Consider the following 25,436-nt stretch of genomic DNA (forward strand, 5'->3'; position numbering starts at 1 on the left):
ATTATAAACTAAAATTAATTTTTCTATTAGGATACCCTATACCCATAAAGGCTTTGTAGAGTCCACCTCCTCCAATATGCGGACAAGAAAACTCATGTACTTTCCTGTTAACCAACTGCATAGAGCATTCTCCAGTAACAGGGTCAAAATCATCCAAATGATGCCAAACATAGTCTTCCTTAAGGTTTTTAGCCAAATCATCTGATATGCCTGCTTTTTTAAAAGCCATTTTAAAGTCAATTAAATCATTTCCCGTTAATTTAATTTTAACAACTCCTGGTTTTCCATTCTTTTTCCCATAAAGAAATTGAGGTGTATGTTTAAAATCAACGCTTAAAGGAGGGGTATTATGTTCACTAAACTTCAAAGCAGCACCATTATCCCAAATTTTTTCTCTCCTGTATTTAGCAGTACTCGAATCAAAATATTCAATTACTTTTTTATAATCTGCAATTTTTTCTGTATTAGTTCTAGTTGTTAATCGAATATATTCATCTACCTCCTCTGGCTTTCCATAAAAATAAACATCTCCATTTTTATCTAAAAGTTGAAGGTTATTTCTAGCTCTTGTCGGTTTTTCAATCCTTAAACCATTGGTTTCAAGAAAATCTTTATGCTTTACATTCAAGCTATCAGCCAACTCATCCAAATAATTTTGAACTTTCTTTTTACTATTCCCACCACTAGAACGAATTTCATCAATCTTTTGAGCAAATTTTCGAATAGCATCTTCAGTCCCTTCTAAAATGGTTTTATCTCCTTGTTTTATAGTATAAATAACTCCGTCAGGGCTTACTAAAACTTTTCCCGTGTTAGGGTCTAGTTTCTCAAAAACAACAACTCCTAAATCATACAATAATTCTAAAACAGCTTCAAACCCTTTAAATAATTGATTAGCCACGTTTACCAACTTAACAACCAACTCACTAATCCATTTTTTAAGATCATCTAAATGTTTCGCAAAGTTTTTAGCAAATTCTTTAAGCTTTCTAATCGCAGCTAAAACTACATCTACTGTTATTTCTGCTGTTTTTACCACTTTTTTAGCTACTACATTCGCTAACTCTTGATACGATTTTAATACTGCTTTGGTTGCTTTGGCTATATTAGCTGTTCCTCCAGTGGCAATAAATTGTACTACTTCTGAAGCGATAAAACCAACAATAAAACCTATATAATACCCTAAAGCACCTGTATCTATCTTGATTTTTGTATTAGATGCCTTAGCTAATAAAACTATTAATAGTTTAGCAGTTATTATAGGCATTTCTATTAAAAACTGCATCCACGCTTTTAGGTTTGCTAATGTAAAAGTACTGAGTACTAAATCGATAAGGTTTTCAAAGCCTTCTGCTAATAAACGTAGGTAATGACCTGGTTTTTCAAAGAACTTTCCTGTTTGGATAACGCCGTTTAAAACATCTACCAAAATAGCTAAAATATCAAAGATAGATTTAAAGAAGTCAATTATACTATTAATAAGCCCTACTAACAATCCGTTAATAAAATTGTAGGTGTTTTGTGCGTTTTCTTTTACACCATCTAAAAACTCTTTAAGTATACCTGGTACTTGCTTAAACAACTTGGTAATACGTTCACTTTTAAAAGGCATAAGCTCTTTAAACAACCAATGTTTATTAAATCGCTCTGCAAACGTTACAATAGGGGCTTCAATGTGAACTACATAATTTTTATAAATTGAATTTGCCAATTCCTCGGAAGAAAAACTCTCATTAATATTAAGCTTGGGTAATAACGGATTGTATTTTGAGTTCTCTTTTCCGTCTACCGTTGTTTTCCAATAGTTTTCCCCAAATTTTAACTCATCAATTTCTTTACCTATATTTCTTAGAAATTTAGACAAATTATTTAAGGTGACATCCGCTCCCCAACGCACCACTTGCCCACCTTTTGCCAAGACCAAGTAAAAATCGCTTTCTTCTTTCTTTTTAAGTTCTTGTTCCAGCATTTTACTTAGCTCGTTCGTAAAAACATCTACCCCATAAGCTCTGGTAATTTCTGCAATGCGAATTCTGTTCGTTTCTATAAGAGAACTTACATTTTTCCCTTTTTTTATTCTGAACACTGTTCCGAAAAGGTTACTTCCCGAGCTACGCTCAATAAAAATAACTACCTCGTGTGCACTTACACTTTGTATGGCTTCATAAGCTTGTAATAATTGCGCTCCATCTTCAGAAATAAACAAGGTGGTAAAAGCGTCATACTCGATACTTTTTACCTTTCTAGGTGTTGGCGATGGATTTGCATTTACAATTACCTCCTCTAAATCGATACTATTATCAAGTTGGATATAAAACTTCTCATTAATTTTATAATAAGGCAATGTTCCGTTTTGAAAATCAACAATGGTATTTTGAATAAATGCAAAGTTTTCATCATTTTCTTCATATTCTAGTTTATTAATTTGCCCATAAGGAGGATTATTTTCTAGAAAAAAATCTCCATATTCACCAGACAATCGACTATTAAAATGAAGTAACCATTTATCTGAAGTAATTACTCCTTTTTCTATTTCTACATATATATTGGGGCTTGGAACTGCTGTTTCTTTTATTTTTTGTTGCTGAACATCTGAAAACACGACCAAATCTTTAAAATTGGTTTTGTGTTTAAAATGTTTGCTTCCATATTCATGAGCATGCATATTTTTTATTTTTTATGATTAATAAAAAACAAACCTCACCCAGCCCTCCTCTTCTCAAAAAGAGGAAGGAACTAACAAATACAATAAGTTTTACTGATTTTTTTGGGTAAGGTTTGTGACTGTGTGTATAGAAAAATGTTTGTTTAACAAACATTTTTACTGCACTTATGCTACATTGTTGGTATCGCCTACAATATCGTAATCTACACCATCTGGTCCATCTCCTATCTTATAGGTACTTACATCAAATAAGCCTTGACCTTCACAGTCTGGATTACACGGCAAACCTCCTTCGTTTAACACAACAGAATCTGCTTGTAACACGGTTAAGGTTGTTGGTACACGAGTTTCCCAAGTACCTTCTACTTCACCTTCAATGGTTTGCATTTCTTCGGCAACAGAAACATATAAATCGTCGTCCATATCGGTAACCATTCCTTGACCATTCCAAATTTCACCAGTTTTCATATACCAGTTTACAGCTTCTTCAAAACCTGGACGTACAGGTACTACAGATCTTGCCATACCACTTTGTAAAAAAGCTTGGAAAATAGGGTCGCTACCTTCGTTATACTCAAAATTAGCATCCCAACTACCTTCTGCTCCATAGAAATAAGGATAGAATGTATACGCCATAATTTCCCAATCAAATGCTTGTTCAAAAAACTTAACTGTTTCAGCGTGCTTTTGAAATTTAGACGTTCTTACAACATGTTTGGCTTCCACTTCTTTACCTTCTTCTTTATAATTATCTTGAGCGGTAACAATATCAAAAGGTTTTGTCATTAAGTCGATAGCAATACGTTTTAGTTCACGTTTTTCAATACTACGGTTTATTTGAGAACTTAGTTCTTTTTTCTTTTCATTAGGCTCTTTTTCCGTCTCTTGAGATTTTTTTAAATCTTCATATTCTTTTAAACGCTCATTATAAGCATCTATAATAGCTTTATAAGTTTCATTTTGCCATTTTTCAATACCTTTTCTATCTACCCTACACTTTATAACTACATTTAAACTACCAGTAAAAAAATCAACTTGTGTAGCAGAAACAGCAACATTACCTGTATGTCCTGACATTGTTCTAGTAACCTCTTTATGCAACTTCGGTTGATTTTCTCTATCTGTTATTTTAATGCTCCCTACATTAATAAAGAACCCTTTTGCATTTTCAGCTTTATCATCCTCCACACCTGAATAACTTACACTAACTTCAACCGACTCATAACCCTCAGGTAATTTTACATCCCCTTCTATTGAAGATGACTCATAAGCGTTAATAGTTTTAGTCGAATCTAATTTAAAAGATTCACTAACATAAATCTCATTAACTGGTGCGGTTTCAACCTCTGCATTATAAATCGAAGCTAGATACTGGTAATTGTTTTGGTTTAATTCTTTTGAGTTATTAATAGCATACATTCTTAAACCACTTGGATGAACAGGTTTTCCCGAAATATCAAATCCTGTTGATGTTTTTCTACTTCCTTCTCCATTTTTTAAATACGACTCAATATAAAACTTCGCAGGTTCTGGTAACGCAAATTCATACATTAAGCGTTTACCATAATTTATCAACTTATTCTTATAAATCTTATCTACCCAACGATATACTCCTGTTACATGCTTATCTCCCTTACGATTGTCAAATCCATGAGTATTATTCTCTTCATATTCTCGTAATATACGAGACGTACGTTTGGTACTAATTTTCTGAACCACACGTTCTAAAGCTCTTTCTGTTACCTCCTGAGCATACGTTTGCGCTTGTAAATTAGAATCAGAAGCAGAAGTTGATGAAGAGTTATTATAATTAGCTCCTGCAGAAAATCTAGTTTTAGCAAATTCAGCAGACACACTTGCATTTGCTCCAAAACTAGTAGCATTATCACTATTTACAATAGACGACGCTTCGTTTTGCATTTCATTACGTTCTGTTGAAGTAGTGTCCGTCAAGTTTTCTACTTCTTTTTCTGTTGTTGTTTCCGTAGTTGTTTCTGAAACTCTTAAGTCTCTAGTAGAACGCTCTTTATATTCGCGTGCCATGATATTTTCTATATGCGACACTTCTCCGGGCACATAGCAACACACTTCTTGTTCTACTCGCCTAAAATCTGCCACTCCTAATTGAGATATTCCATAAAGAACACCTTTTCCGTCAGCACTTGACCCCTCAGGGACATTACCACTAACTATACATTGACCAACGAACTTGTTAGCAATTTCATAGTACCCATCATCAAACTTAACCTGAAACATAATGTTTTTAAACTCTAATGACACTCCGTTACTTAAAACAAAACTACCGTTCAAACCAAATACAGGTCCTGAAATTAACTGTTGTAAATTTTCTGGAAATAATTCAATTCGTAACAATGTATTATCAAAACTAGCAGGACTACTCTTAAATGAAGTACCAGTATATGGCACCTGAGCATCAGCATCATCTAAAGTATAGTTTGCTTCTGTTACTCTTACATTAGTAGAATCTTCAACCTTTAAAAACATAATAATTTTTGATCCCTTCCCTATTTGACCAAAAACATCTCCCGAATAAGAGTACAATGGTGTACTTTTACTAAGGTTATAATTTAGAGTCCCTCCTTGAATAGAAACAGCTCTTACTTTTTCTGGAGTATTTTCTAAAATTTTCTGATTCTCTTCTTTTATTTTTTGTCTAAGAACCGTTTTAGCTTCATAAAAATTATCATATAATTTAAGCCCTTCTGAATTTAATAAATCTTTAGTCTCTTCTGAATACTGAAAAGTAGTTGTTGTTGTACCGTCCGCAGCTCTACTAATCTCTTCTGCTTTTTCAAATTCAAACTTAGGCAATTCTAAATCTGGATATATTTCTAATCTTTTTTCAAATCCTGATTTAGCGTCTACAATTGTTTGAATTGTTGGTTGAGCTGCATTTTTTATATCTTCTACAGCTAATTCATGAGCTTGTAAAGCTTCTTTATATCGTACCTGCTCACTTTTATTATAAACATACTCAGCTTTTTCAATTTCCTTTAAACCTAGTTCATATTGTTGTAAACGTGTTTTAGCCATCTCAACCTGTAAACTAGATGTCAAATACTCTGATGAACTAGGACTTATGTTTGTAGCTCCTCCTTCAAATTGTTGATCTGAAATAACCACTTCTTTAGGCACAATAACACTTGCATTCGCTCTACGTACAAATTCTTTTTCATTTTCTTCTGTAAAAACAATTTCCCCCTCTGTTTCTTTTGAAAAGCTGTTAGTAAATACATTAAATGCTTTTAAAAACTTATTCGCTACCAACATTTGAATCAGTCCTTCTCGAACAATAGCCGATTCCTTATTAATGGTTTGATGAAATAAGTTTTCCCATAAAACTAACTCTTCATCAACAGTAAGTTCTTGTGCTGCATATAAATTAGCATCAATACCAGCATACGATAATACTGTCTTATTGCGCACTAACCATCCAGAAAACTGATATAACGCTTCGTGTAAATTTTTAATCTCTACCCTACTAGCTATTGGTGTAAAATTCGTACTATAAGCTCCTTTTAAGGCTGTTTTTCTTTCTTCATCTGTAGTAGCTCCTTGTATTGCTTGAAAAGCTAAACTTTCTGCTTTTTTTTCTTCTGGAAAGGAAACAAATCCGATTTCTTTGTCTTCAATTAATTGTGGACTACGTAATGTTACAAACCTAAATAGGTTTGATTTGATTGGTTTTTTACTCATTTTTATAAAATTTAATTAATTCTTAATCAAGCTCAAAAAAGAGCCCTGTTTAGTTGCTTTTCTAACAGTTCTTTTTTCTTGATTTTTGGTTTTATTCAAAAAAATGTTTGAATAAACGAGTATAGATTTCAAAAAAGTGAAGAAAATCAAGTTGAAATCTTAAAAACACAATCGCTAAAACCACACAAATGTTTGATTATTACAATTTTTTTGTATATTAGCAATTAATTAACGATGCAAATATAAAACATATTACACACTTAAACAAACAAAAGTTTAATTATTTTTGCAATATGTAAAAACATGAAATGTTATGGGAATTTCCGAAAAAATAGCAGCAATTAGAGATGCTTTCAACTTAAACAACTTTTCTTTTTCAAAAAAAATAGGTGTTACTGGAACCACTATAGATAGCATTATTAATGGGAGACCTCAACCTGACGGCAGTAGAAAAAAAACAAAACCTGGTTACGATGTTCTTACTTCTATTATTAATGAATTTAACATTAATCCTGATTATTTATTTGGAAAAAGTGATATAATGCTAAAAACTGAACCTACAAATATTCAAACATATTCTGGAGTTCCTCAGGTTGTTTCTGTGAATTCTTCGGGTAATGAAAACGTGGTTTATGTTCCTATACAAGCAAGAGCTGGTTATTTAAATGGTTATGGTGATTCAAGTTACATAGAACAACTTCCTTCTTTTAATATGCCTCATCTTAATAATGGTACCTTTCGTTGTTTTGAAGTACAGGGAAACTCTATGGTGCGTACTTTTTTTGATGGAGATTTAGTTTTTGGAAAGTATGTTGAGAATTTACATGATATTAAAGATGGTCGTGTATGTGTAATTGTAAGTAAGAATGATGGTATTGTTTTAAAACGTGTCATTAATAGAATAGAAGAAAGAGGTAAACTTATTTTAAAAAGTGACAATAAAGATGGTAACTATCCTACTTATACCATAAATGCTGAGGAAATTATGGAAGTTTGGTATGTAACTATGTTCGCATCCAAACAAATGCCTGAACCTGTTGATGTTTATGATAGATTACACGATTTAGAAAGTAAAATTGTTGAATTAGAAGAGCAAATTAGCAGTAAAAATTAATTTTTATGCTTAAAAAACTGCTTTTTTTAGTTCTTTTACTCCCTTTTTACACCTCTGCCCAATCCAACTGGCAACAATTTAAAAAACTACAAGGAGCCCAAAAAACATGGGTACTACTCCATCCATTTAAAGCAAAAAAAGCTTTTATTGTTTCACGTGAAGCATCAAGAGTAAGTGACTCTCTAAGAGTTTCTCCCCTACTGGATGGTGATCATGCAGGCGGACAAGTAGATGCATTTCGTCATGCTTTTTGGATGGCTTTATTAAAACAACAAATTGGTGAAAATGCAGCTCGTTCACTTGGTAAAGCCCATGAAAAAGACAACTACAAAACATACAAAGAACGAAAATTAGAGGACGGTGTTATTCCTGATAAAGTTTCTTCAGAAATGGATTTATTTAACAACGAAGTTGGTTTAACACTTTCCAAAAAAGGAGGTAACCTTCCTAAAAATGGATTGATTTACAGAGTAATCAACGCTATTCATCAAGGAAAATTAAAAATTATTAAAAAAGATAAAAACGGTAATTTTCTGACTTGTAATAATGAGATGATTCCTAAAAAATCACTAGTCGGAAAATGGGAAAACAACAAATGCTTAATTAATTCAAATTACAAAAGGTAAATGCAAAAAGTATATGTAATTTCAGGTACCATGTGTACAGTAGATTTATGGCAACATGTTTTTCCTAAACTAAAAAATATACTGCCAATCCATATTGATATTACTCCTGCTAGTTCTTTTGAAGAAATCAATAAAATTATTCTTTCAGTTATTACCGAACCCGCAGTTATTGTCGGGTTTTCTTTAGGTGGATTTTCAGCAATGAATTTTAGCATCCATTTTCCTGAAAAAGTAAAAAAGTTAGTTGTAGTTGCTGCCAACACTGATGGGTTAAGTGATTCAGAAATTCAACTAAGAAAAAGCACTATTGACTTTTTAGAAAAGCACACCTACAAAGGAATATCTCAAGCAAGAATTCAACAGTTTTTACACCCAGATAATCACCGTAATTCCGAAATTATTTCTGTTATTAAAAAAATGGATGCCGATTTAGGAAAAGATGTGCTACTTCGTCAATTAAGAGCAACTTCAACTCGGTTAGATATTTCACAAAAAGTTTTAACCTTAAACACTCCTATATTTTTTATTGCTGCCGAAAATGATGCACTTGTAAATCCCAAAAAACTTAAAGAGTTTGTCAGCAAATCTCAAAAAGGAACATACGTAATGATTAAGAATTGTGGTCATATGGTTCCTCTTGAAAAACCTGAAGAATTGGCATCAATACTAAACTTAACCATCAACTAACAATATAAAATGTCAACTAACATCAACAATGTTATCAGTTACAGCCCTAATTTTTTAACTGAAAAAGATGCTACAGAGTTATTTAAGCAATTAACAAGCCTCTCTGAACTCACAAATATGATGGAAATGAAACTTCCTTCTGGTGATGTAGTTAAATACAACTTTGGTAAATTAATGTTTGTTGACTCTGATTTGGTAGAGAAAAATATTTTTCCAAAATCAACTTGGGGAAACGTTATGGTATGGCCAAAATATATGCTATCTATAAAAAAACAGATTGAAGAACATACTGAACAGGAGTTTAAAACTTGTGTTTGTATTTATTATCCTGATGGAAACTCTGGTATTGATTATCATACAGATAAAATGGCTTTTGGAAACACTGATATTATTCCTTCAATTAGTTTAGGTGAAGAACGTTTATTTTATATCCGAGAAAACAAAACGATGGTTGAAAACAAAATACTTTTAAAGCACGGAAGTTTGTTAGTTATGGAAGAAGGTTGTCAAGAATACTACGAACATAGCTTACCCGAAAACCCTAAATATTTAAAACCTAGAGTTAATTTAACGTTTAGAAAATATGGTTTTTAAAGGTGTTTACACCAAAAAACATTAGCTCACTCTCATTCTTTCCCCTGTAAATATTAGGGAAAATAGTTTTTCAGGACGCTATTTAAACCCATTCTAAATATTTAAGAAAACAATTCGTAAAGTTTGTTCAAGTACTGTCATCCTCTTAAATTTGTGCTATTATTTAATCAACAAACAAAATAATGAGCGGATTACTAAAATCTTCTATCGGAAGAAAGTTTGCCATGGCACTTTCGGCATTCTTCCTGATGTTTTTCTTATTACAACATTTTGCAATTAACATTACTTCGATTTTTCCAGATAACGGAGCAACATTTAACAAATTGTCGCACTTTATGGGGACGAATCCGTTAATTCAATATGTAATGCAACCAGTTTTAATTATTGGTGTAGTGTTTCACTTTGTAATGGGATTCATCTTAGAAATTAAAAACAAAAGTGCACGTAAAGTTAGCTATGCTAAAAATAACGGAGCTGCAAATTCTACTTGGATGAGTAGAAACATGATTTACAGTGGAGCTGCTATTTTAGCATTTATTGTATTACACTTTATCGATTTTTGGTTTCCTGAAATCAACACCAAATTTATTCAAGGTGATTGGAGTGGATTACACGATGGTGAGTTTAGGTACTTCCATGAATTACAACACAAGTTCTTAAGCCCTATTAGAGTTGGTGCTTATGTAATTGCTTTTGTATTCTTAGCATTACACTTATTACACGGATTTAATTCTGCTTTCCAATCTGTGGGAGCAAATAATAAATATACTAAAGGATTGAAAACTTTTGGTAAGCTTTACGCAATCTTAATTCCGTTAGGATTCGTAATTATTGCATTATTTCATCATTTCAATCACTAATACGCAACAAGTATGGCAACTTTAGATTCAAAAATTCCAAAAGGTCCATTAAAAGATAAATGGACAACTTATAAAGATAAAATTGACTTGGTAAACCCTGCTAACAAGCGTTTAATTGACGTTATTGTAGTGGGTACTGGTTTAGCGGGTGGTTCTGCTTCTGCAACTTTAGCAGAATTAGGATATAACGTTAAAGCTTTTGCTTACCAAGATTCGCCTCGTCGTGCACACTCTATTGCAGCACAAGGAGGTATTAACGCAGCGAAGAACTATCAAGGAGATGGTGATTCTTTTTACCGCTTATTTTATGATACAGTAAAAGGAGGTGATTACCGCTCTCGTGAAGCAAACGTTTATCGTTTAGCTGAGGTTTCTGCAAACATCATCGATCAATGTGTGGCGCAAGGAGTTCCTTTTGCTCGTGATTATGGTGGACAATTAGATAACCGTTCGTTTGGTGGGGTATTAGTATCTCGTACTTTTTATGCGAAAGGTCAAACTGGTCAGCAGTTATTATTAGGAGCTTATTCAGCAATGAACCGTCAAATTGCTCGTGGTAAGATTGAAATGTTCAATCGTCATGAAATGTTAGATTTGGTAATTGTTGATGGAAAAGCTCGTGGTATTATTGCTCGTAACTTAGTTACTGGTGAAATTGAGCGTCACTCTGCACACGCAGTAGTAATTGCTTCTGGTGGATACGGAAATGTGTATTTCTTATCAACCAACGCAATGGGTTCTAACGCAACAGCAGCTTGGAAAGTTCATAAAAAAGGTGCCTTCTTTGCAAACCCTTGTTACACGCAAATTCACCCAACTTGTATTCCTCGTTCAGGAGACTATCAGTCTAAATTAACCCTGATGTCTGAATCGTTACGTAACGATGGACGTATTTGGGTTCCAAAGAAAATGGAAGATGTATTAGCAATTAGAGAAGGAAAATTAAAACCAACTCAAATTGCTGAAGAGGATAGAGATTACTACTTAGAAAGAAGATATCCTGCTTTTGGTAACTTAGTACCTCGTGATGTAGCTTCTCGTGCTGCAAAAGAGCGTTGTGATGCTGGTTACGGTGTAAATGCTACAGGAGAGGCTGTTTACTTAGATTTTAAATCGGCTATTGAACGTTACGGTAAAGAGCAATGTAAATTACACGGAATTAAAAACCCTACTCAAGAAAAAATTATTGAGGAAGGTGAAAAAGTAGTAGAGGCTAAATACGGAAACTTATTCCAAATGTATGAGAAGATTGTTGATGACAATCCATATAAAACACCAATGATGATTTATCCTGCAACTCACTATACAATGGGTGGAATTTGGGTAGATTATAACTTAATGACTACCATTGATGGTTGTTATGCTATTGGTGAAGCAAACTTCTCTGATCACGGTGCTAACCGTTTAGGAGCTTCTGCATTAATGCAAGGTTTAGCTGACGGATATTTCGTATTACCTTATACAATTGGTAATTACTTATCTAACGATATCCGTACAGGTAAAATTTCAACTGAGACTAAAGAATTTGAAGAAGCTGAGAAAGCGGTTAAAGATCGTATCGATTTCTTCATTAACAATAAAGGAGAGCATTCTGTAGATTATTACCACAAGAAATTAGGAAAAATCATGTGGGAAAAATGTGGAATGGCACGTAACGAACAAGGTTTAAAAGAAGCTATGGCTGAAATTAAAGCATTACGTGAAGACTTCTGGAAGAACGTAACTGTTCCAGGAGATGCGAATGAAATGAACCCAGAATTAGAAAAAGCAGGAAGAGTTGCTGATTTCTTAGAGCTTGGAGAATTATTCGCTAAAGACGCCTTAAACAGAACAGAATCTTGTGGAGGTCATTTTAGAGAAGAATCTGTTGAATTAGATGGACCTCAAAAAGGAGAAGCAAAACGTGATGATGCTAATTTTGCTTACGTTTCTGCTTGGGAATATAAAGGAGAACCAGCTGATGCTGTTTTACACAAAGAAGAATTAGAGTTTAACGATATTGAATTAAAACAACGTTCATACAAATAAGAGAGAATTATGAATTTAACACTTAAAATTTGGCGTCAAAAAAACGCAAGTGATAAAGGAAAAATGGTCGAATATAAGGTGACCGATATTTCTGAGCATATGTCTTTCTTAGAAATGATGGACGTATTAAACGAACAATTAGTAAACACTGGTGAAGAGCCTGTAGCATTCGACCACGACTGTCGTGAAGGAATTTGCGGTATGTGTTCGATGTACATTAACGGTGAAGCACACGGACCAGACCGTGGTGTAACTACTTGTCAGTTACACATGCGTATGTTTAACGATGGCGACACGATTACAATTGAGCCATTTAGAGCTGCTGCTTTCCCAGTAATTAAAGATTTAGTAGTTGATAGAGGTTCTTTTGAAAGAATTCAACAAGCAGGTGGTTATATCTCTGTAAACACATCAGGAAACACCACAGATGCAAATGCTATCTTAGTTCCTAAAGAAAATGCTGATAAAGCTATGGATGCTGCAACTTGTATTGGTTGTGGTGCTTGTGTAGCTACTTGTAAAAACTCTTCTGCAATGCTATTTGTGGGAGCTAAAGTATCTCAGTATGCTTTACTACCTCAAGGTCAAGTAGAGGCCACTGAGCGTGTTAAAAACATGGTTGCTCAAATGGATTTAGAAGGTTTTGGTAACTGTACAAATACTGGAGCTTGTGAAATTGAATGTCCTAAAGGAATTTCTTTAGAAAACATTGCTCGTATGAATTCAGAGTTCTTAAAAGCGAGTTTTAAAGGATAAAATACAACCTTACTTATATAGAAAAAACCGAAGCTAGTGCTTCGGTTTTTTTTATACTTAATATTTAAACACTCATGCCTTTTTTTAATTTAAAAGAATAGAAAGAAGCTACATTTGTTACCAATGATTACAATATGATAATCTGTGGGGGACTATCTATTACTAAATCAAAAAAGCCTGAGTATATACTCAGGCTTTTGCATTTTTAATTTTACTTATACTTTATTTCCAAGTATTTTCAGCTTCATTACCACTCCAAATTACTGTAGCTAGGTAAGGGTTATCAATAAATGGATTTCTATTTCCTTGTTCATTAGCAACAATATTGTTTCGTTGTATTTCTAAATCTGAAACAGGATCTTGAGCATTCCACTCTAATAACAAATCAACCATATTACTATCTGACGCTACAACAGATCCTACAGCTACATTTTTTGGTAAACATTGACTACCATAACGTAAGTACATATACATCATCATACGCGCTACATCACCTTTCCATTCATCACCTGGGTACCAATTTCCTGATACATCACCTGCATTTCCTGAGCCAGCAGCAAATTTTTTACTCGATCTATCATTATTAAATTTAACATCAGAAGGTCTTAAATGGTGTGCATCTGCACCAGGACCAGATGTACCTAAATTCGGGTTTCCTAAAGCCTTAGGATACACATGTTCTCTATTCCAATCAGTTCCTTGTGTACCTCCATTTGCATCTTTACTACGGGTTCTATCTGTTACATAATTTCCGTCATTATCATCATACCCGTAAATTAAAACTACTTTGCTATTATCTGTAGTGTCTAAATCTGATTGTTTTAATACATCCCATACACCAGGAGTATATGATAAGTTGGTAGTATGTGTGCTTATTGTCGTTGTAGCTAATTCCTCTTTTAGGTCATTACCCGTCAAATTGAAATCGGTATTTTTATAATATTCAGCTAATTCAGAAGGTATATTAAAACTCCCAGTATTATTAGAAGGCTCTTCTACCTTAATAGTTATGGTGGTTGTAGAACAACTTTTTGTAGCATCATCATCACAAATTGTATACGTAAACATGTCATTACCTACAAAGTCAGCTTGTGGTATATATGTTATTGTTCCATTACTATTCAAGGTAACCGATCCATTTGTGCTAGAATTATTAATAGCATCTAATTGCGCATCATCAATTAGACTGTCATTTTCTAAGAAATTACTAATCGTAATTTCTGTATTTTTTTGTGTAGTATAAGCATCATCTTTTGCTTCTGGATTTCCTTGATCTACAACAGTTATACTTACTGTTGCTGTTGCACATTTATCCTCTTCTTTAGTACTACAAATAGTATAAGTAAAAGAATCTGCCCCAACAAAGCTTTTAGCTGGCGTATATGTCACTTCATTGTTGGTTTGAACTATAATACCATTTTCATTAGAAGCTATTGGGAACGACACTTCTATACTTCCTTGCGTATACGTATCATTTGATAAGAAGTTTAATTCATAAGCTGTATCTTCGGTTACTTCATAAGAATCATTTAAAGCGACAACCTTGTCTTCTTTTGGTGGTAAAACTTCGCTATCACTTCCCCCACAGTTAATAAACAATGCTAACATTGTTATTATTCCTATCTCTTTCTTCATAATTCTCATTAAATAATTAGTCTTTTTTATGTTTATCATGGACTTTGGTAGGTACATTATCATTCCATATAGTCAAAATATCTGTTGCTACACTTGCTCCACTACCGGCTGCTATTGCAAACTGACTTCTCCAACCTGCTAAAGTTCCACAGACATATAGCCCTTCTTTAATTAAATGATTAAAATTACGTAGTTGTATTCTGTCCTTCATAGCATTTGCACGAATATGACGTTCTACATATTGCTCTAATCCTGCTATATCAAAAGGTTTAGAATAATTGAGCGCAATAACTACATTTTTACTGTAATATTCTTTTTTATTTGTAACAACTTTGTACCTATTTTCCTCTTCAAAAACAGCTATTACTTTTTCATTCTCAATTTGAGATACCTCAGGGTATAACTTCTCCAACTGACCTCTACCTTCCTTTAAAATATCTTTTCCTAAAGTTCCAGGAACCAAACCAAGAACATTGTTAAAAAGTGCATCTTGTAGATGAGAAGAACGCTGATGCATTATAATACCTACTTTTTTGTCTTTAGCATATTCTTTATTAAGTGCAGAACCTAAAACTAAGGCACATTGCATACCTGATACTCCACCTCCTACAATAAGTACATCAAAAATCATATTACGCTATCAACATTTTAAAATTAGCTGCAAATAATTTAACTGCTATAGCTAATAAAATTACACCAAATATTTTTCTAATAATTTTAATTCCGTTTGGTCCAATTACTTTTTCAATTTTTGTAGAAGTTTTCAATACAATGTATATTACGATTACATTTAATAAAACAGCTACAATTATATTTTCAAGATTAAATTCTGCTCGTAACGAAAGTAATGTTGTTAAACTACCAGGGCCTGCTATTAATGGAAAAGCTAACGGAAAAACTGTTGCACTTAATGCTTCCTCATCATCTTCTTTATAAAGAGTGATTCCTAGTATCATTTCTAATGCTAGAAAAAATAAAATAAATGCACCTGCTACTGCAAATGAGTGTACATCTATACCTATTAAATTTAATAGTCGCTGTCCTAAGAATAAAAACAGAATCATAATAAATCCTGCTATTACAGAAGCTTTTTCTGATTGAATGTGTCCTACTTTTTTACGTAAATCAATAATGATAGGAATGTTTCCAACAATATCAATTACCGCAAACAGTACCATAAAGGCTGTAAAGATTTCTTTGAAGTTAAAGTCCATAGTTGCTATATTTTCGCGTGCAAAATTATATAAGTAATGTTACAATCTAGTATTTTTGCATTTAAATTTACGGGAAGTTAATACAAACTTCCAATTTTAAACACAAATTATGTTTCAATTAGGAAAAACAATAGTTTCAGAAGACCTTATAGAAAAGGAGTTTGTCTGTAACTTATCTGCATGCAAAGGAGCTTGTTGTATAGATGGTGATGCAGGTGCACCCCTTGAAAAAGAGGAAACAACAATTTTAGAGGAAATTTACCCTAAGATAAAACCGTTTTTACGAAAAGAAGGAATTGAAGCAATTGAAAAACAAGGTACATGGGTTACTAGTGATTTTGGTGAACTAGAAACTCCCTTAATTAATGATGCTGATTGTGCCTATGTTATTTTTGATGATAAGGGCACTGCCTTATGTGCCATTGAAGAAGCATATAACCAAGGTATTGTAGATTGGAAAAAACCTGTTTCTTGTCATTTATACCCTGTTCGTGTAAAAGATTATAGTGAGTTTGCTGCTGTAAACTACCACAAATGGGAAATTTGTGATGATGCTTGCTCTTTAGGAAAAGAGTTGAGTGTTCCTGTATACAAATTTGTAAAACAAGCTTTAATAAGAAAATTTGGACAAAACTGGTACGACGAACTTGAAAAAGTAGCTGAGAAACAGCTAAACAGATAATTTTATTTAACTCTCTTATTGCTGTTCTAATTAATGTATTAAATTTATGACTTATTTTAAAAGTTAATCTTTAAATTTTAATACTATGAAAAAAATCACAACCTTTTTACTACTTGCTTTGATTGTTAGTTTTACGTCATGTAGTAGTGATGATGAAATTCAAGAAAAAGAACTAGCGACCGTTACTGAAGAGTTTCAAGAGAAAGTAAACCAAATGGATTTACCTTCTGCTTTAGAAAGCTCTGAAAACACTTACGCACAAGAAGCTTCATATCAGTTTAATGCTGTAAAAAACTTAGGGCAAAGTTTTTCTGCTTTTTTAACAGTACCCTCTAATGCTTCATCCTCAAGACCTGAAAGAAGTGGTAAAGGAACTTATGTTAGTGGTAGTAAAACCTATACTTGGTCTTCTGACGGAATTACAGTTAAATACACTATTACAGAAACCAGTGACCGTTATACTTTTTCTTACTACGTAGAAAGTTCTGATTTTACTGGAAAACTAATAAGTGGATACCAACTTAAAGACGGTAGTTGTGCTGAATTTTCGATGTATAATGAAAACTCTGTTGTTGCTACTTTTAAGTTTTGGGTAAATGGTGATAGTATAAAAGCAGAAATGATTTCTGAAAATCAAAAAATATATTTAGAAACTAACACTTCTACTAAAGAAGGAACTATTAAAGTTTATGAAAGCGATTCTTTAACAGCTAAATATATTTGGAATGCTAACGGAACGGGTTCATATACCAATCATGAAACAAACGAAACTTTTACTTGGTAAAAAAGGTATATTGCTAAAAACGACGCTAAATAGCGTCGTTTTTTTATTTTATATGGTTTTAATTAACTAATATTCCCCATTATTTTTCTGTGTAAACGAATAGCATACCCATCAGATAAACCAGCCACATAGCTAGAAATTTGCATAATTCTATCGTATAGGCTTTCTTTTTCTTGTTGATACTCTTGTGGAATTAAATTCAATACTAACTTATCATAATTAGATTGTCTACTATCAAACTTATTATTCAAAGCCGTTACAAAAACATCTAGAAGATCTGCAATAATTTTATATCCTGCAACTTCTTTTTCAACAACCTCTTTGCTTCTGTAAATTTTATCAACACTTATTTTAATAATATCATTAATCTGTGCTTCATATTTACACTTATCTAACAATCCTTTGTCAAATGTTCCATTTAAAATAGTTTCTTCATTATCTAGAAAGATCGTCACTGCTTCATTAATTAATACTCCTATGGCTAAAGCTCGTAAATAACTTACCCGATCTTTAGTGTGTTGTAATGAATGGTATTTTTTGCTATCAATCGTATCTTTCACCAACTTAATCATGTATTCTAAGGCATAATCTTCTTCAATTAAACCTAAATTGATTCCATCTTCAAAATCGATAATTGTATAACAAATATCATCTGCCGCTTCTACTAAATACGCTAATGGATGTCGGTAATAAGAAATTCTTTCAGATTCTTTTTTTAATAAACCTAAATCTTCAACTACATCTAAAAAAGCATCTTTTTCTGACTGAAAAAAGCCGTATTTCTTATCTACTATATGATTGGTCGGTTTCTTTGGTAAACTCTCTTTAGGGTACTTTAAAAAAGCTCCTAGAGTTGCATACGACAAACGTAACCCTCCTTGAATTCCATCTCTATTTTCTGTAAGAATTTTAAATCCGTTGGCGTTTCCTTCAAAATCTATTAAATCTTGATATTCCGAATCAGTTAATTGATCTTTATAATGAAGCCCTTTTCCTGTTTTAAAGTATTCTCCAATGGCTTTTTCTCCTGAATGTCCGAACGGCGGATTTCCTATATCATGCATTACAGATGCAGCAGCCACAATGGCACCGAAATCATTAAAAGTATATCCTAATTCTTTTAAGTGTGGATGACGTTCTAACAGCTCCTTACCCACTCTACGTCCTAACGTACGTCCAACAACTGACACTTCTAAACTATGTGTTAAGCGTGTATGGACAAAATCAGTTTTTGATAATGGAATTACCTGTGTTTTATCTTGCAGGCTGCGAAAAGCCGATGAAAATATAATTCTATCAAAATCTACCTCAAAACCTAAACGAGTTTCATCTTGTTTTGCACGTTCACGTTTTTGGATATCACCAAAACGTTTTAAAGAAAGGAGTTGTTCCCAGTTCATCATTATGAGTAAAAAATTTTTTCGAAAATACTAAAAAAGAGAAGCCTTTCGACTTCTCTTTATCACTTTTAATTTAATTCTAATTAAGATCCACACATTAAACAGTCGTCTGGGCCTTCTGCATTTTTAGAAGCTTCAACCATAGCCTTAAATTCTTCAGGACTCATTGGTTTGTCTTCTTCTTTCTTTTCAACATTCAACGTAAACTGCTTCGCATTTACAGCAGATTTTGTACGTAAATAATACATTCCTGTCTTTAATCCAGATTTCCATGCATAGAAATGCATTGAAGTTAACTTCGCAAAATCAGGATCTTGCATAAATAAGTTTAACGATTGAGATTGATCGATAAAATATCCTCTATGACGTGCCATATCAATAATATCTTTCATACTCATTTCCCAAACAGTTTTGTATAAATCTTTTAAGTTTTGTGGAATTGCTTCAATATGTTGAATTGATCCGTTTGCACGCATGATATCTTCCTTCATATTGTTATCCCATAAGCCTAGCTCTACTAAATCTTCTAGTAAATGTTTGTTTACAACAATAAACTCTCCTGATAATACTCTACGTGTATAAATATTAGAAGTATATGGTTCAAAAGCTTCGTTGTTTCCTAAGATTTGAGAAGTAGATGCTGTAGGCATTGGTGCTACTAACAATGAGTTACGAACTCCATGTTTTTTTACATCTTTACGTAACTTCGCCCAATCCCAACGACCACTTAATTCTTCATCTTTAATTCCCCACATATTGTGTTGGAACTCTCCTTGTGACATTGGAGATCCTTTGTAAGTTGAATAAGCTCCTTTAGTTTTAGCAACTTCCATTGATGAGGTTACAGAAGCAAAATATAAGGTTTCAAAAATTTCTTGATTTAATTTCTTTGCTTCTTCAGAAGTAAATGGTAAACGTAACATGATAAAAGCATCTGCTAACCCTTGAATTCCTAATCCTACTGGACGGTGACGGAAGTTTGAGTTTTCTGCTTCTTTTACTGGATAATAATTACGATCGATTACCGTATCTAAATTACGGATTACCTTTTTAGTTACTTTAAATAGCTTTTGATGATCAAAAAACTTATTACCATTTTCATCTTCAGCAACAAACATTGGTATTGCTATTGATGCTAAGTTACATACCGCTACTTCATCTTCAGCAGTATATTCCATAATCTCAGTACATAAGTTTGAAGAACGGATTGTTCCTAAATTCTTTTGATTTGATTTACGGTTAGCTGCATCTTTATATAACATGTACGGAGTACCTGTTTCTATTTGTGATTCTAAGATTTTCTCCCATAAATCACGCGCTTTAATAGTTTTTCTTCCTTTTCCGGCAGCTTCATAACTTGTATATAAACGCTCAAACTCTTCACCATAGGTATCGTATAAATGTGGACACTCATGCGGACACATTAACGTCCAGTCAGCATCTTCTTGTACGCGCTTCATGAATAAATCTGAAATCCACATAGCGTAGAACAAATCACGTGCACGCATTTCTTCTTTACCATGGTTTTTCTTCAAATCTAAGAAATCATAAATATCAGCGTGCCATGGTTCTAAATACATTGCAAATGAACCTTTACGCTTTCCTCCTCCTTGATCTACATAACGAGCTGTATCGTTAAATACTCGTAACATAGGTACAATTCCATTTGATGTTCCGTTAGTACCTGCAATATAACTTCCAGTAGCACGGATATTGTGAATAGATAAACCGATACCTCCAGCTGATTGTGAAATTTTAGCTGTTTGTTTTAAAGTATCATAAATTCCATCAATACTATCATCTTGCATTTGTAGTAAGAAACAAGACGACATTTGTGGTTTTGGCGTACCTGAATTAAATAACGTTGGCGTTGCATGGGTAAAATATTTTTTACTCATTAATTCGTATGTAGCAATTGCCTCGTCAATATCTTCTTTATGTATACCTATAGCAACACGCATTAACATTTGTTGCGGACGCTCAACAATGTTTCCGTTTAATTTTAATAAGTAAGAACGCTCTAATGTTTTAAAACCAAAATAATCGTAGTTAAAATCACGGCTATAGATAATTGTTGAATCTAATTTGTCAGCATTATCCATGATAATTTTATACACATCATCTGCTAGTAAAGGAGCTTTATTTCCTGTACGTGGATTGATGTATTCGTATAAATCCGTCATTGTTTCCGAAAACGATTTCTTGGTGTTTTTATGTAAGTTAGATACGGCAATTCTAGCTGCTAATTTCGCATAATCAGGATGCGCAGTTGTCATTGTCGCAGCAATTTCAGCTGCTAAATTATCTAATTCAGAAGTAGTTACCCCATCATACAGCCCTTCAATAACACGCATTGCTACTTTTACTGGATCAACAATATTGTTTAATCCATAACACATTTTTCTAACCCTTGCTGTGATTTTATCGAACATCACAGGCTCTTTTCTGCCGTCTCTTTTTACTACATACATATTGATATTGTTTTTTGGTTAATAGCGTCGCCAAAACATAGTTGTTTATGACAACATGTAAAATGTTAATACTTGTTTGTTTCTTTTGAAACGATTATAACGCTAAAGCACTGAAAAAAGTGCTCTAGCTGAGTAATACTGCATGTAGGGGAAATAGCAGCTTATTGGTTCCTAAAAATCTGCATCAAAGCTGATGCTTCCTGTACCACCTGATTTTACTCCAGCTTTTTGGTACTCTGATACTCTTTTTTCAAAGAAGTTAGTTTTCCCTTCCAAAGAAATCATTTCCATGAAGTCAAATGGATTGGTAGACTCATACTCTTTTTCACATCCGAATTCTAAAAGTAGTCTATCGGTAACATACTCTAAATATTGCGTCATTAACGTTGCATTCATACCTATTAAACTAACAGGTAGAGACTCGGTAATAAACTCTCTTTCAATATCTAAAGCTGAGATAATAATATTTCTTATTCTTTCTTTTGGCACTTTATTTACTAAGTGATTGTTGTGTAAGTGTACAGCAAAATCACAGTGCATACCCTCATCACGAGAAATTAACTCATTTGAGAATGTTAATCCAGGTAATAACCCACGTTTCTTTAACCAGAAAATTGAGCAAAAAGATCCTGAGAAGAAAATTCCTTCAACAGCGGCAAAAGCGATTAAACGCTCAGCAAATGAATCAGATTCGATCCATTTTAAAGCCCAATCTGCCTTCTTTTTAATTGCTGGAAAAACTTCAATTGCTTTGAATAATCTATCTTTCTCTTCTTCATCCTTAATATACGTATCAATTAATAATGAATACGTTTCAGAGTGAATATTCTCCATCATGATTTGGAAACCATAAAAGAATTTTGCTTCCGAATATTGAACTTCGTTTACAAAGTTTTCTGCTAAATTTTCATTTACAATTCCATCAGATGCAGCAAAAAATGCTAAAACATGCTTAATAAAGTAACGCTCATCGTCTGTTAGTTTAGAATTCCAGTCTGTTAAGTCTGAATGTAAATCAATTTCTTCAGCAGTCCAAAAACAAGCTTGTTGCTTTTTATACCATTCCCATAAGTCATTATGTTGAATTGGAAAAATTACAAATCTGTCTTTATTTTCTTGTAAAATTGGTTCAATCGATGCCATGCTTTTTAAGCTCTTTTTAGTGTGTTATTTTTATTCCCTGAGTATAGAAACAAAGATTGGAAAATTTGCTAAATTCTGAAAGCTATACTTATTCACAAATCCCTTGAAGTTTTTAACAAATTACTTTTTTTTCTTCAATTTACAACATTTTTGAGTTTTTACAAAAACTTATAAATCAATGTTTTAAAATTAAAAAAAACGCTTGATAAGTGATACTCACTGAGTTTCTTATTTTGTGTTTCAACATAAAAAAAGTGACACAAAATGTGTCACTTTTTAAACCTTAATTTTCTTGTTTTTTTTGGTTATTTCGTAACCTTTAAAACGTCTTCAATTATCTGTTCAATTTGTTTTTTTGGCAATGCTCCATGAGCCATTTGAGGATCATCGTTAGCAGGACAAAATAACATAGAAGGGATACTTCTTATTCCAAAAGCAGCTGCTAATTCTTGTTCTGCTTCTGTATCTATTTTATAAATATTAATTTTTCCATCATACTCTGTACTTAGTTCTTCCAAAACTGGAGCAAGTGCTTTACATGGTCCACACCAATCAGCATAAAAATCAATTATTACAGGTAAATCTCCTTCAAATTTCCATTCTTTATTTTCTTCATAGTTAAAAACCTTTTTAAAAAAAGCTTCTTTGTTTAAATTTTCAGTCATGCTTATTATATTATAATTATGTAAAGGTAGTCGTTTTTATTTCAATAGATTTACAAGGGTGTTTTTGTTAAAGTCATCTTAAAATAAATTGCTGTGAATGTTTTTCTTCTAACTTTGGTCTAATTAACCAATTTTTTAATCATGAAAAAAATCCTTCTTCCCATTATTTGTGCAGGAACTATTTTAGTTTCTTGTAAAGAAGAAAAGCAACCTAAAAACAATATTAGTGTGAGTTATCCAGAAACAACTAAAAAACCTGTTGTAGATGAATATTTTGGAACTAAAGTAACCGATAACTATCGTTGGTTAGAAGACGATAGAAGTACTGAAACTGAAGCTTGGGTAAAAGCTGAAAACGAAGTTACTTTCGATTACTTAGACAAAATTCCATATCGTGAACAATTAAAAAATCGTTTATCTGAATTATGGAACTACGAAAAAGTAGGAACTCCATTTAAAGAAGGTGACTATACCTATTTTTATAAAAACAACGGATTACAAAATCAATATGTTTTATATAGAAAGGATAAAGATGGTAAAGAAGAGGTTTTCTTAGATCCTAATACGTTTGCTGAAGATGGAACTACATCATTAGGCTCAGTAAGTTTTACCAAAGACGGAAAAACTGTAGCCTACTCAATTTCAGAAGGAGGAAGTGATTGGAGAAAGGTTATTATAATGGATGCAGAAACTAAGGAGATTAAAGAAGATACTTTAGTTGATGTAAAATTCTCTGGAATTGCTTGGAGAGGAAACGAAGGTTTTTACTATTCTAGTTACGACAAACCTAAAGGAAGTGAGTTATCTGCAAAAACAGATCAACATAAATTATATTTCCACAAATTAGGAACTCCTCAAAATTCTGATGAAGTTATTTTTGGAGCTACTCCAGAAGAAAAACACCGTTATGTTGGTGGATACTTAACAGAGGATAACAAATACTTATTTGTATCTGCTTCAACCTCAACTTCAGGAAACAAGTTATTTATTAAGGATTTAACAGATCCTAATAGCAAATTAACACCAATCATTAACAATTTTGATAGCGACACTGGTGTTATTGATAGTAAAGGAAGTAAGTTATACTTAGTAACCAACTTAAATGCACCTAACAAGAAAATTGTTACTGTAGATGCTGCAAACCCAACGCCAGAAAACTGGGTAGATTTTATTCCTGAAACTGAAAATGTATTATCTCCATCAACAGGATCTGGATATTTCTTTGCAAAGTATATGGTAGATGCAGTTTCTAAAGTATTACAATATGATTTTGATGGGAAATTAATCCGTGAAGTAAAATTACCAGGTGTAGGTTCTGCAGGTGGTTTTGGAGGAAAAACTGATGCAAAAGAATTATATTTCTCTTTTACCAACTACAATACTCCAAGTTCTTCATACAAGTTCAATCCAGAAGATGGAACTTACGAATTATACTGGAAACCTGCTATTTCATTCAATGCAGATGACTATGAAAGTAAGCAAGTATTTTATACTTCAAAAGACGGAACAAAAGTTCCTATGATTATTACCTATAAAAAAGGATTAGAGTTAAATGGTAAAAACCCTACTATTTTATATGGTTATGGTGGATTCAATGTAAGCTTAACTCCTAGTTTTAGTATTGCTAACGCTGTTTGGATGGAACAAGGTGGTGTATACGCTGTACCTAACTTACGTGGTGGTGGAGAGTATGGTAAAAAATGGCACGATGCAGGTACGCAATTAAAAAAGCAAAATGTATTTGATGATTTTATTGCTGCTGCTGAATACTTAATCAAAGAAAACTATACTTCATCTGATTACTTAGCTATTAGAGGAGGATCTAACGGAGGTTTATTGGTAGGTGCCACTATGACTCAACGTCCTGATTTAATGAAGGTAGCTTTACCTGCAGTTGGAGTATTAGACATGTTACGTTACCACACCTTTACAGCAGGAGCAGGTTGGGCATATGACTATGGGACTTCTGAGCAGAGTAAAGAAATGTTTGAATACTTAAAAGGATATTCACCTGTACATAATGTAAAAGAAGGTACTCAGTACCCTGCAACTATGGTAACAACAGGAGATCATGACGATCGTGTTGTACCAGCTCATAGTTTTAAGTTTGCTGCTGAATTACAGGAAAAACAACAAGGGAACAATCCTGTTTTGATTAGAATTGAAACAAATGCTGGTCACGGGGCAGGAACTCCTGTAGCAAAAACTATTGAGCAGTATGCTGATATTTTTGGTTTTACTTTATTTAACATGGGATTTGAAACATTACCAAATGCTCCAAAATCTAAAATAAAAAGTTAAAAACTGTAACATTTTTATAAAAACAGACTCTTATTAGAGTAAATTTACTACCTCGGGACAAAATCTCGAGGTAGTTTGTTAAAATTAAAACTCA

At 32.9% G+C, this 25,436-nt stretch carries 19 protein-coding genes; 10 read left to right on the forward strand and 9 right to left on the reverse strand.

The annotated features are described in order from the left end of the window. Position 1 precedes the first annotated feature (1 nt). Entirely contained in the window at positions 2-2,665 is a 2,664-nt protein-coding gene (locus ACTPNM_RS01360; RefSeq protein WP_440120289.1) for an HNH endonuclease, read from the reverse strand. Between the two features lie 165 nt (positions 2,666-2,830). Beyond that, the gene (locus ACTPNM_RS01365) at positions 2,831-6,382 is read right to left on the reverse strand and encodes a hypothetical protein (RefSeq protein WP_440120290.1); all 3,552 of its coding nucleotides are present in this window, start codon (positions 6,380-6,382) and stop codon (positions 2,831-2,833) included. Between the two features lie 313 nt (positions 6,383-6,695). Here ACTPNM_RS01365 and ACTPNM_RS01370 point away from each other — a divergent pair, with 313 nt between their 5' ends. From ACTPNM_RS01370 to ACTPNM_RS01400, 7 genes are all read left to right on the forward strand, one after another. Then, positions 6,696-7,496, forward strand: a complete 801-nt coding sequence (locus ACTPNM_RS01370) for an XRE family transcriptional regulator (protein ID WP_440120291.1) — start codon at positions 6,696-6,698, stop codon at positions 7,494-7,496. 5 nt (positions 7,497-7,501) lie between these two features. After that, entirely contained in the window at positions 7,502-8,122 is a 621-nt protein-coding gene (locus ACTPNM_RS01375) for a DUF6973 domain-containing protein (RefSeq protein ID WP_440120292.1), read from the forward strand. Next, positions 8,123-8,809 (forward strand): alpha/beta fold hydrolase, encoded by a 687-nt coding sequence (locus tag ACTPNM_RS01380; RefSeq protein WP_440120293.1) that lies wholly within the window; start codon positions 8,123-8,125, stop codon positions 8,807-8,809. 9 nt (positions 8,810-8,818) lie between these two features. Continuing rightward, positions 8,819-9,403 carry an alpha-ketoglutarate-dependent dioxygenase AlkB gene (locus ACTPNM_RS01385; protein ID WP_440120294.1) on the forward strand — a complete coding sequence of 195 codons (585 nt, stop codon included), beginning with the start codon at positions 8,819-8,821 and terminating at the stop codon, positions 9,401-9,403. 182 nt (positions 9,404-9,585) lie between these two features. Beyond that, positions 9,586-10,263: a succinate dehydrogenase cytochrome b subunit gene (locus ACTPNM_RS01390; protein WP_274638798.1), complete on the forward strand. Its 678-nt coding sequence runs from the start codon at positions 9,586-9,588 to the stop codon at positions 10,261-10,263. Between the two features lie 12 nt (positions 10,264-10,275). After that, on the forward strand, positions 10,276-12,291 hold the full coding sequence (locus ACTPNM_RS01395) for a fumarate reductase/succinate dehydrogenase flavoprotein subunit (RefSeq protein ID WP_274638799.1): 2,016 nt from the start codon (positions 10,276-10,278) through the stop codon (positions 12,289-12,291). 9 nt (positions 12,292-12,300) lie between these two features. Beyond that, the gene (locus ACTPNM_RS01400) at positions 12,301-13,047 is read left to right on the forward strand and encodes a succinate dehydrogenase/fumarate reductase iron-sulfur subunit (protein WP_274638800.1); all 747 of its coding nucleotides are present in this window, start codon (positions 12,301-12,303) and stop codon (positions 13,045-13,047) included. Between the two features lie 222 nt (positions 13,048-13,269). Here the strand turns inward: ACTPNM_RS01400 and ACTPNM_RS01405 are convergent, their stop codons facing one another. From ACTPNM_RS01405 to ACTPNM_RS01415, 3 genes are read right to left on the reverse strand one after another with little or no spacing between them, the layout of a single operon-like run. Then, positions 13,270-14,682, reverse strand: coding sequence for an endonuclease (locus ACTPNM_RS01405; RefSeq protein WP_440120295.1), 1,413 nt, complete (start codon positions 14,680-14,682; stop codon positions 13,270-13,272). A 16-nt stretch (positions 14,683-14,698) separates the two neighbouring features. After that, positions 14,699-15,313, reverse strand: a complete 615-nt coding sequence (locus tag ACTPNM_RS01410; RefSeq protein ID WP_440120296.1) for an FAD-dependent oxidoreductase — start codon at positions 15,311-15,313, stop codon at positions 14,699-14,701. Position 15,314: 1 nt separating this feature from the next. Further along, positions 15,315-15,896 (reverse strand): MarC family protein, encoded by a 582-nt coding sequence (locus tag ACTPNM_RS01415; RefSeq protein WP_274638803.1) that lies wholly within the window; start codon positions 15,894-15,896, stop codon positions 15,315-15,317. A 109-nt stretch (positions 15,897-16,005) separates the two neighbouring features. Here ACTPNM_RS01415 and ACTPNM_RS01420 point away from each other — a divergent pair, with 109 nt between their 5' ends. Beyond that, on the forward strand, positions 16,006-16,578 hold the full coding sequence (locus ACTPNM_RS01420) for a DUF3109 family protein (RefSeq protein ID WP_440120297.1): 573 nt from the start codon (positions 16,006-16,008) through the stop codon (positions 16,576-16,578). A gap of 85 nt (positions 16,579-16,663) precedes the next feature. After that, positions 16,664-17,362 carry a hypothetical protein gene (locus ACTPNM_RS01425; protein ID WP_440120298.1) on the forward strand — a complete coding sequence of 233 codons (699 nt, stop codon included), beginning with the start codon at positions 16,664-16,666 and terminating at the stop codon, positions 17,360-17,362. A gap of 62 nt (positions 17,363-17,424) precedes the next feature. Here ACTPNM_RS01425 and ACTPNM_RS01430 read toward each other — a convergent pair whose 3' ends face one another. The 4 genes from ACTPNM_RS01430 to trxA form a co-directional block, all read right to left on the reverse strand. After that, entirely contained in the window at positions 17,425-18,762 is a 1,338-nt protein-coding gene (locus ACTPNM_RS01430; protein ID WP_440122811.1) for a deoxyguanosinetriphosphate triphosphohydrolase, read from the reverse strand. Positions 18,763-18,845: 83 nt separating this feature from the next. After that, on the reverse strand, positions 18,846-21,233 hold the full coding sequence (locus tag ACTPNM_RS01435; protein WP_274638807.1) for a ribonucleoside-diphosphate reductase subunit alpha: 2,388 nt from the start codon (positions 21,231-21,233) through the stop codon (positions 18,846-18,848). A gap of 171 nt (positions 21,234-21,404) precedes the next feature. Continuing rightward, the gene (locus ACTPNM_RS01440) at positions 21,405-22,376 is read right to left on the reverse strand and encodes a ribonucleotide-diphosphate reductase subunit beta (RefSeq protein ID WP_274638808.1); all 972 of its coding nucleotides are present in this window, start codon (positions 22,374-22,376) and stop codon (positions 21,405-21,407) included. A 305-nt stretch (positions 22,377-22,681) separates the two neighbouring features. Then, positions 22,682-23,041 (reverse strand): thioredoxin, encoded by a 360-nt coding sequence (gene trxA / locus ACTPNM_RS01445; RefSeq protein WP_274638809.1) that lies wholly within the window; start codon positions 23,039-23,041, stop codon positions 22,682-22,684. A 141-nt stretch (positions 23,042-23,182) separates the two neighbouring features. On the opposite strand from trxA, the gene ACTPNM_RS01450 reads away from it, so the two are divergent. Next, positions 23,183-25,342, forward strand: coding sequence for a prolyl oligopeptidase family serine peptidase (locus ACTPNM_RS01450; RefSeq protein WP_440120299.1), 2,160 nt, complete (start codon positions 23,183-23,185; stop codon positions 25,340-25,342). Positions 25,343-25,436: the final 94 nt, after the last annotated feature.

Source organism: Tenacibaculum sp. Ill, assembly GCF_051938915.1.
GTDB classification, from domain to species: Bacteria; Bacteroidota; Bacteroidia; order Flavobacteriales; family Flavobacteriaceae; genus Polaribacter; species Polaribacter larymnensis.

What these genes read in the sequence shown, in the direction of transcription:
- ACTPNM_RS01425 (WP_440120298.1), top strand. Translation starts at nt 16,664, where the DNA reads ATGAAAAAAATCACAACCTTTTTACTACTTGCTTTGATTGTTAGTTTT.
- ACTPNM_RS01365 (WP_440120290.1), bottom strand. Translation starts at nt 6,382, where the DNA reads ATGAGTAAAAAACCAATCAAATCAAACCTATTTAGGTTTGTAACATTA.
- ACTPNM_RS01400 (WP_274638800.1), top strand. Translation starts at nt 12,301, where the DNA reads ATGAATTTAACACTTAAAATTTGGCGTCAAAAAAACGCAAGTGATAAA.
- ACTPNM_RS01435 (WP_274638807.1), bottom strand. Translation starts at nt 21,233, where the DNA reads ATGTATGTAGTAAAAAGAGACGGCAGAAAAGAGCCTGTGATGTTCGAT.
- ACTPNM_RS01360 (WP_440120289.1), bottom strand. Translation starts at nt 2,665, where the DNA reads ATGCATGCTCATGAATATGGAAGCAAACATTTTAAACACAAAACCAAT.
- ACTPNM_RS01450 (WP_440120299.1), top strand. Translation starts at nt 23,183, where the DNA reads ATGAAAAAAATCCTTCTTCCCATTATTTGTGCAGGAACTATTTTAGTT.
- ACTPNM_RS01385 (WP_440120294.1), top strand. Translation starts at nt 8,819, where the DNA reads ATGTCAACTAACATCAACAATGTTATCAGTTACAGCCCTAATTTTTTA.
- ACTPNM_RS01430 (WP_440122811.1), bottom strand. Translation starts at nt 18,762, where the DNA reads ATGAACTGGGAACAACTCCTTTCTTTAAAACGTTTTGGTGATATCCAA.
- ACTPNM_RS01405 (WP_440120295.1), bottom strand. Translation starts at nt 14,682, where the DNA reads ATGAAGAAAGAGATAGGAATAATAACAATGTTAGCATTGTTTATTAAC.
- ACTPNM_RS01390 (WP_274638798.1), top strand. Translation starts at nt 9,586, where the DNA reads ATGAGCGGATTACTAAAATCTTCTATCGGAAGAAAGTTTGCCATGGCA.
- ACTPNM_RS01420 (WP_440120297.1), top strand. Translation starts at nt 16,006, where the DNA reads ATGTTTCAATTAGGAAAAACAATAGTTTCAGAAGACCTTATAGAAAAG.
- ACTPNM_RS01440 (WP_274638808.1), bottom strand. Translation starts at nt 22,376, where the DNA reads ATGGCATCGATTGAACCAATTTTACAAGAAAATAAAGACAGATTTGTA.
- ACTPNM_RS01395 (WP_274638799.1), top strand. Translation starts at nt 10,276, where the DNA reads ATGGCAACTTTAGATTCAAAAATTCCAAAAGGTCCATTAAAAGATAAA.
- ACTPNM_RS01375 (WP_440120292.1), top strand. Translation starts at nt 7,502, where the DNA reads ATGCTTAAAAAACTGCTTTTTTTAGTTCTTTTACTCCCTTTTTACACC.
- ACTPNM_RS01380 (WP_440120293.1), top strand. Translation starts at nt 8,123, where the DNA reads ATGCAAAAAGTATATGTAATTTCAGGTACCATGTGTACAGTAGATTTA.
- trxA (WP_274638809.1), bottom strand. Translation starts at nt 23,041, where the DNA reads ATGACTGAAAATTTAAACAAAGAAGCTTTTTTTAAAAAGGTTTTTAAC.
- ACTPNM_RS01410 (WP_440120296.1), bottom strand. Translation starts at nt 15,313, where the DNA reads ATGATTTTTGATGTACTTATTGTAGGAGGTGGAGTATCAGGTATGCAA.
- ACTPNM_RS01370 (WP_440120291.1), top strand. Translation starts at nt 6,696, where the DNA reads ATGGGAATTTCCGAAAAAATAGCAGCAATTAGAGATGCTTTCAACTTA.
- ACTPNM_RS01415 (WP_274638803.1), bottom strand. Translation starts at nt 15,896, where the DNA reads ATGGACTTTAACTTCAAAGAAATCTTTACAGCCTTTATGGTACTGTTT.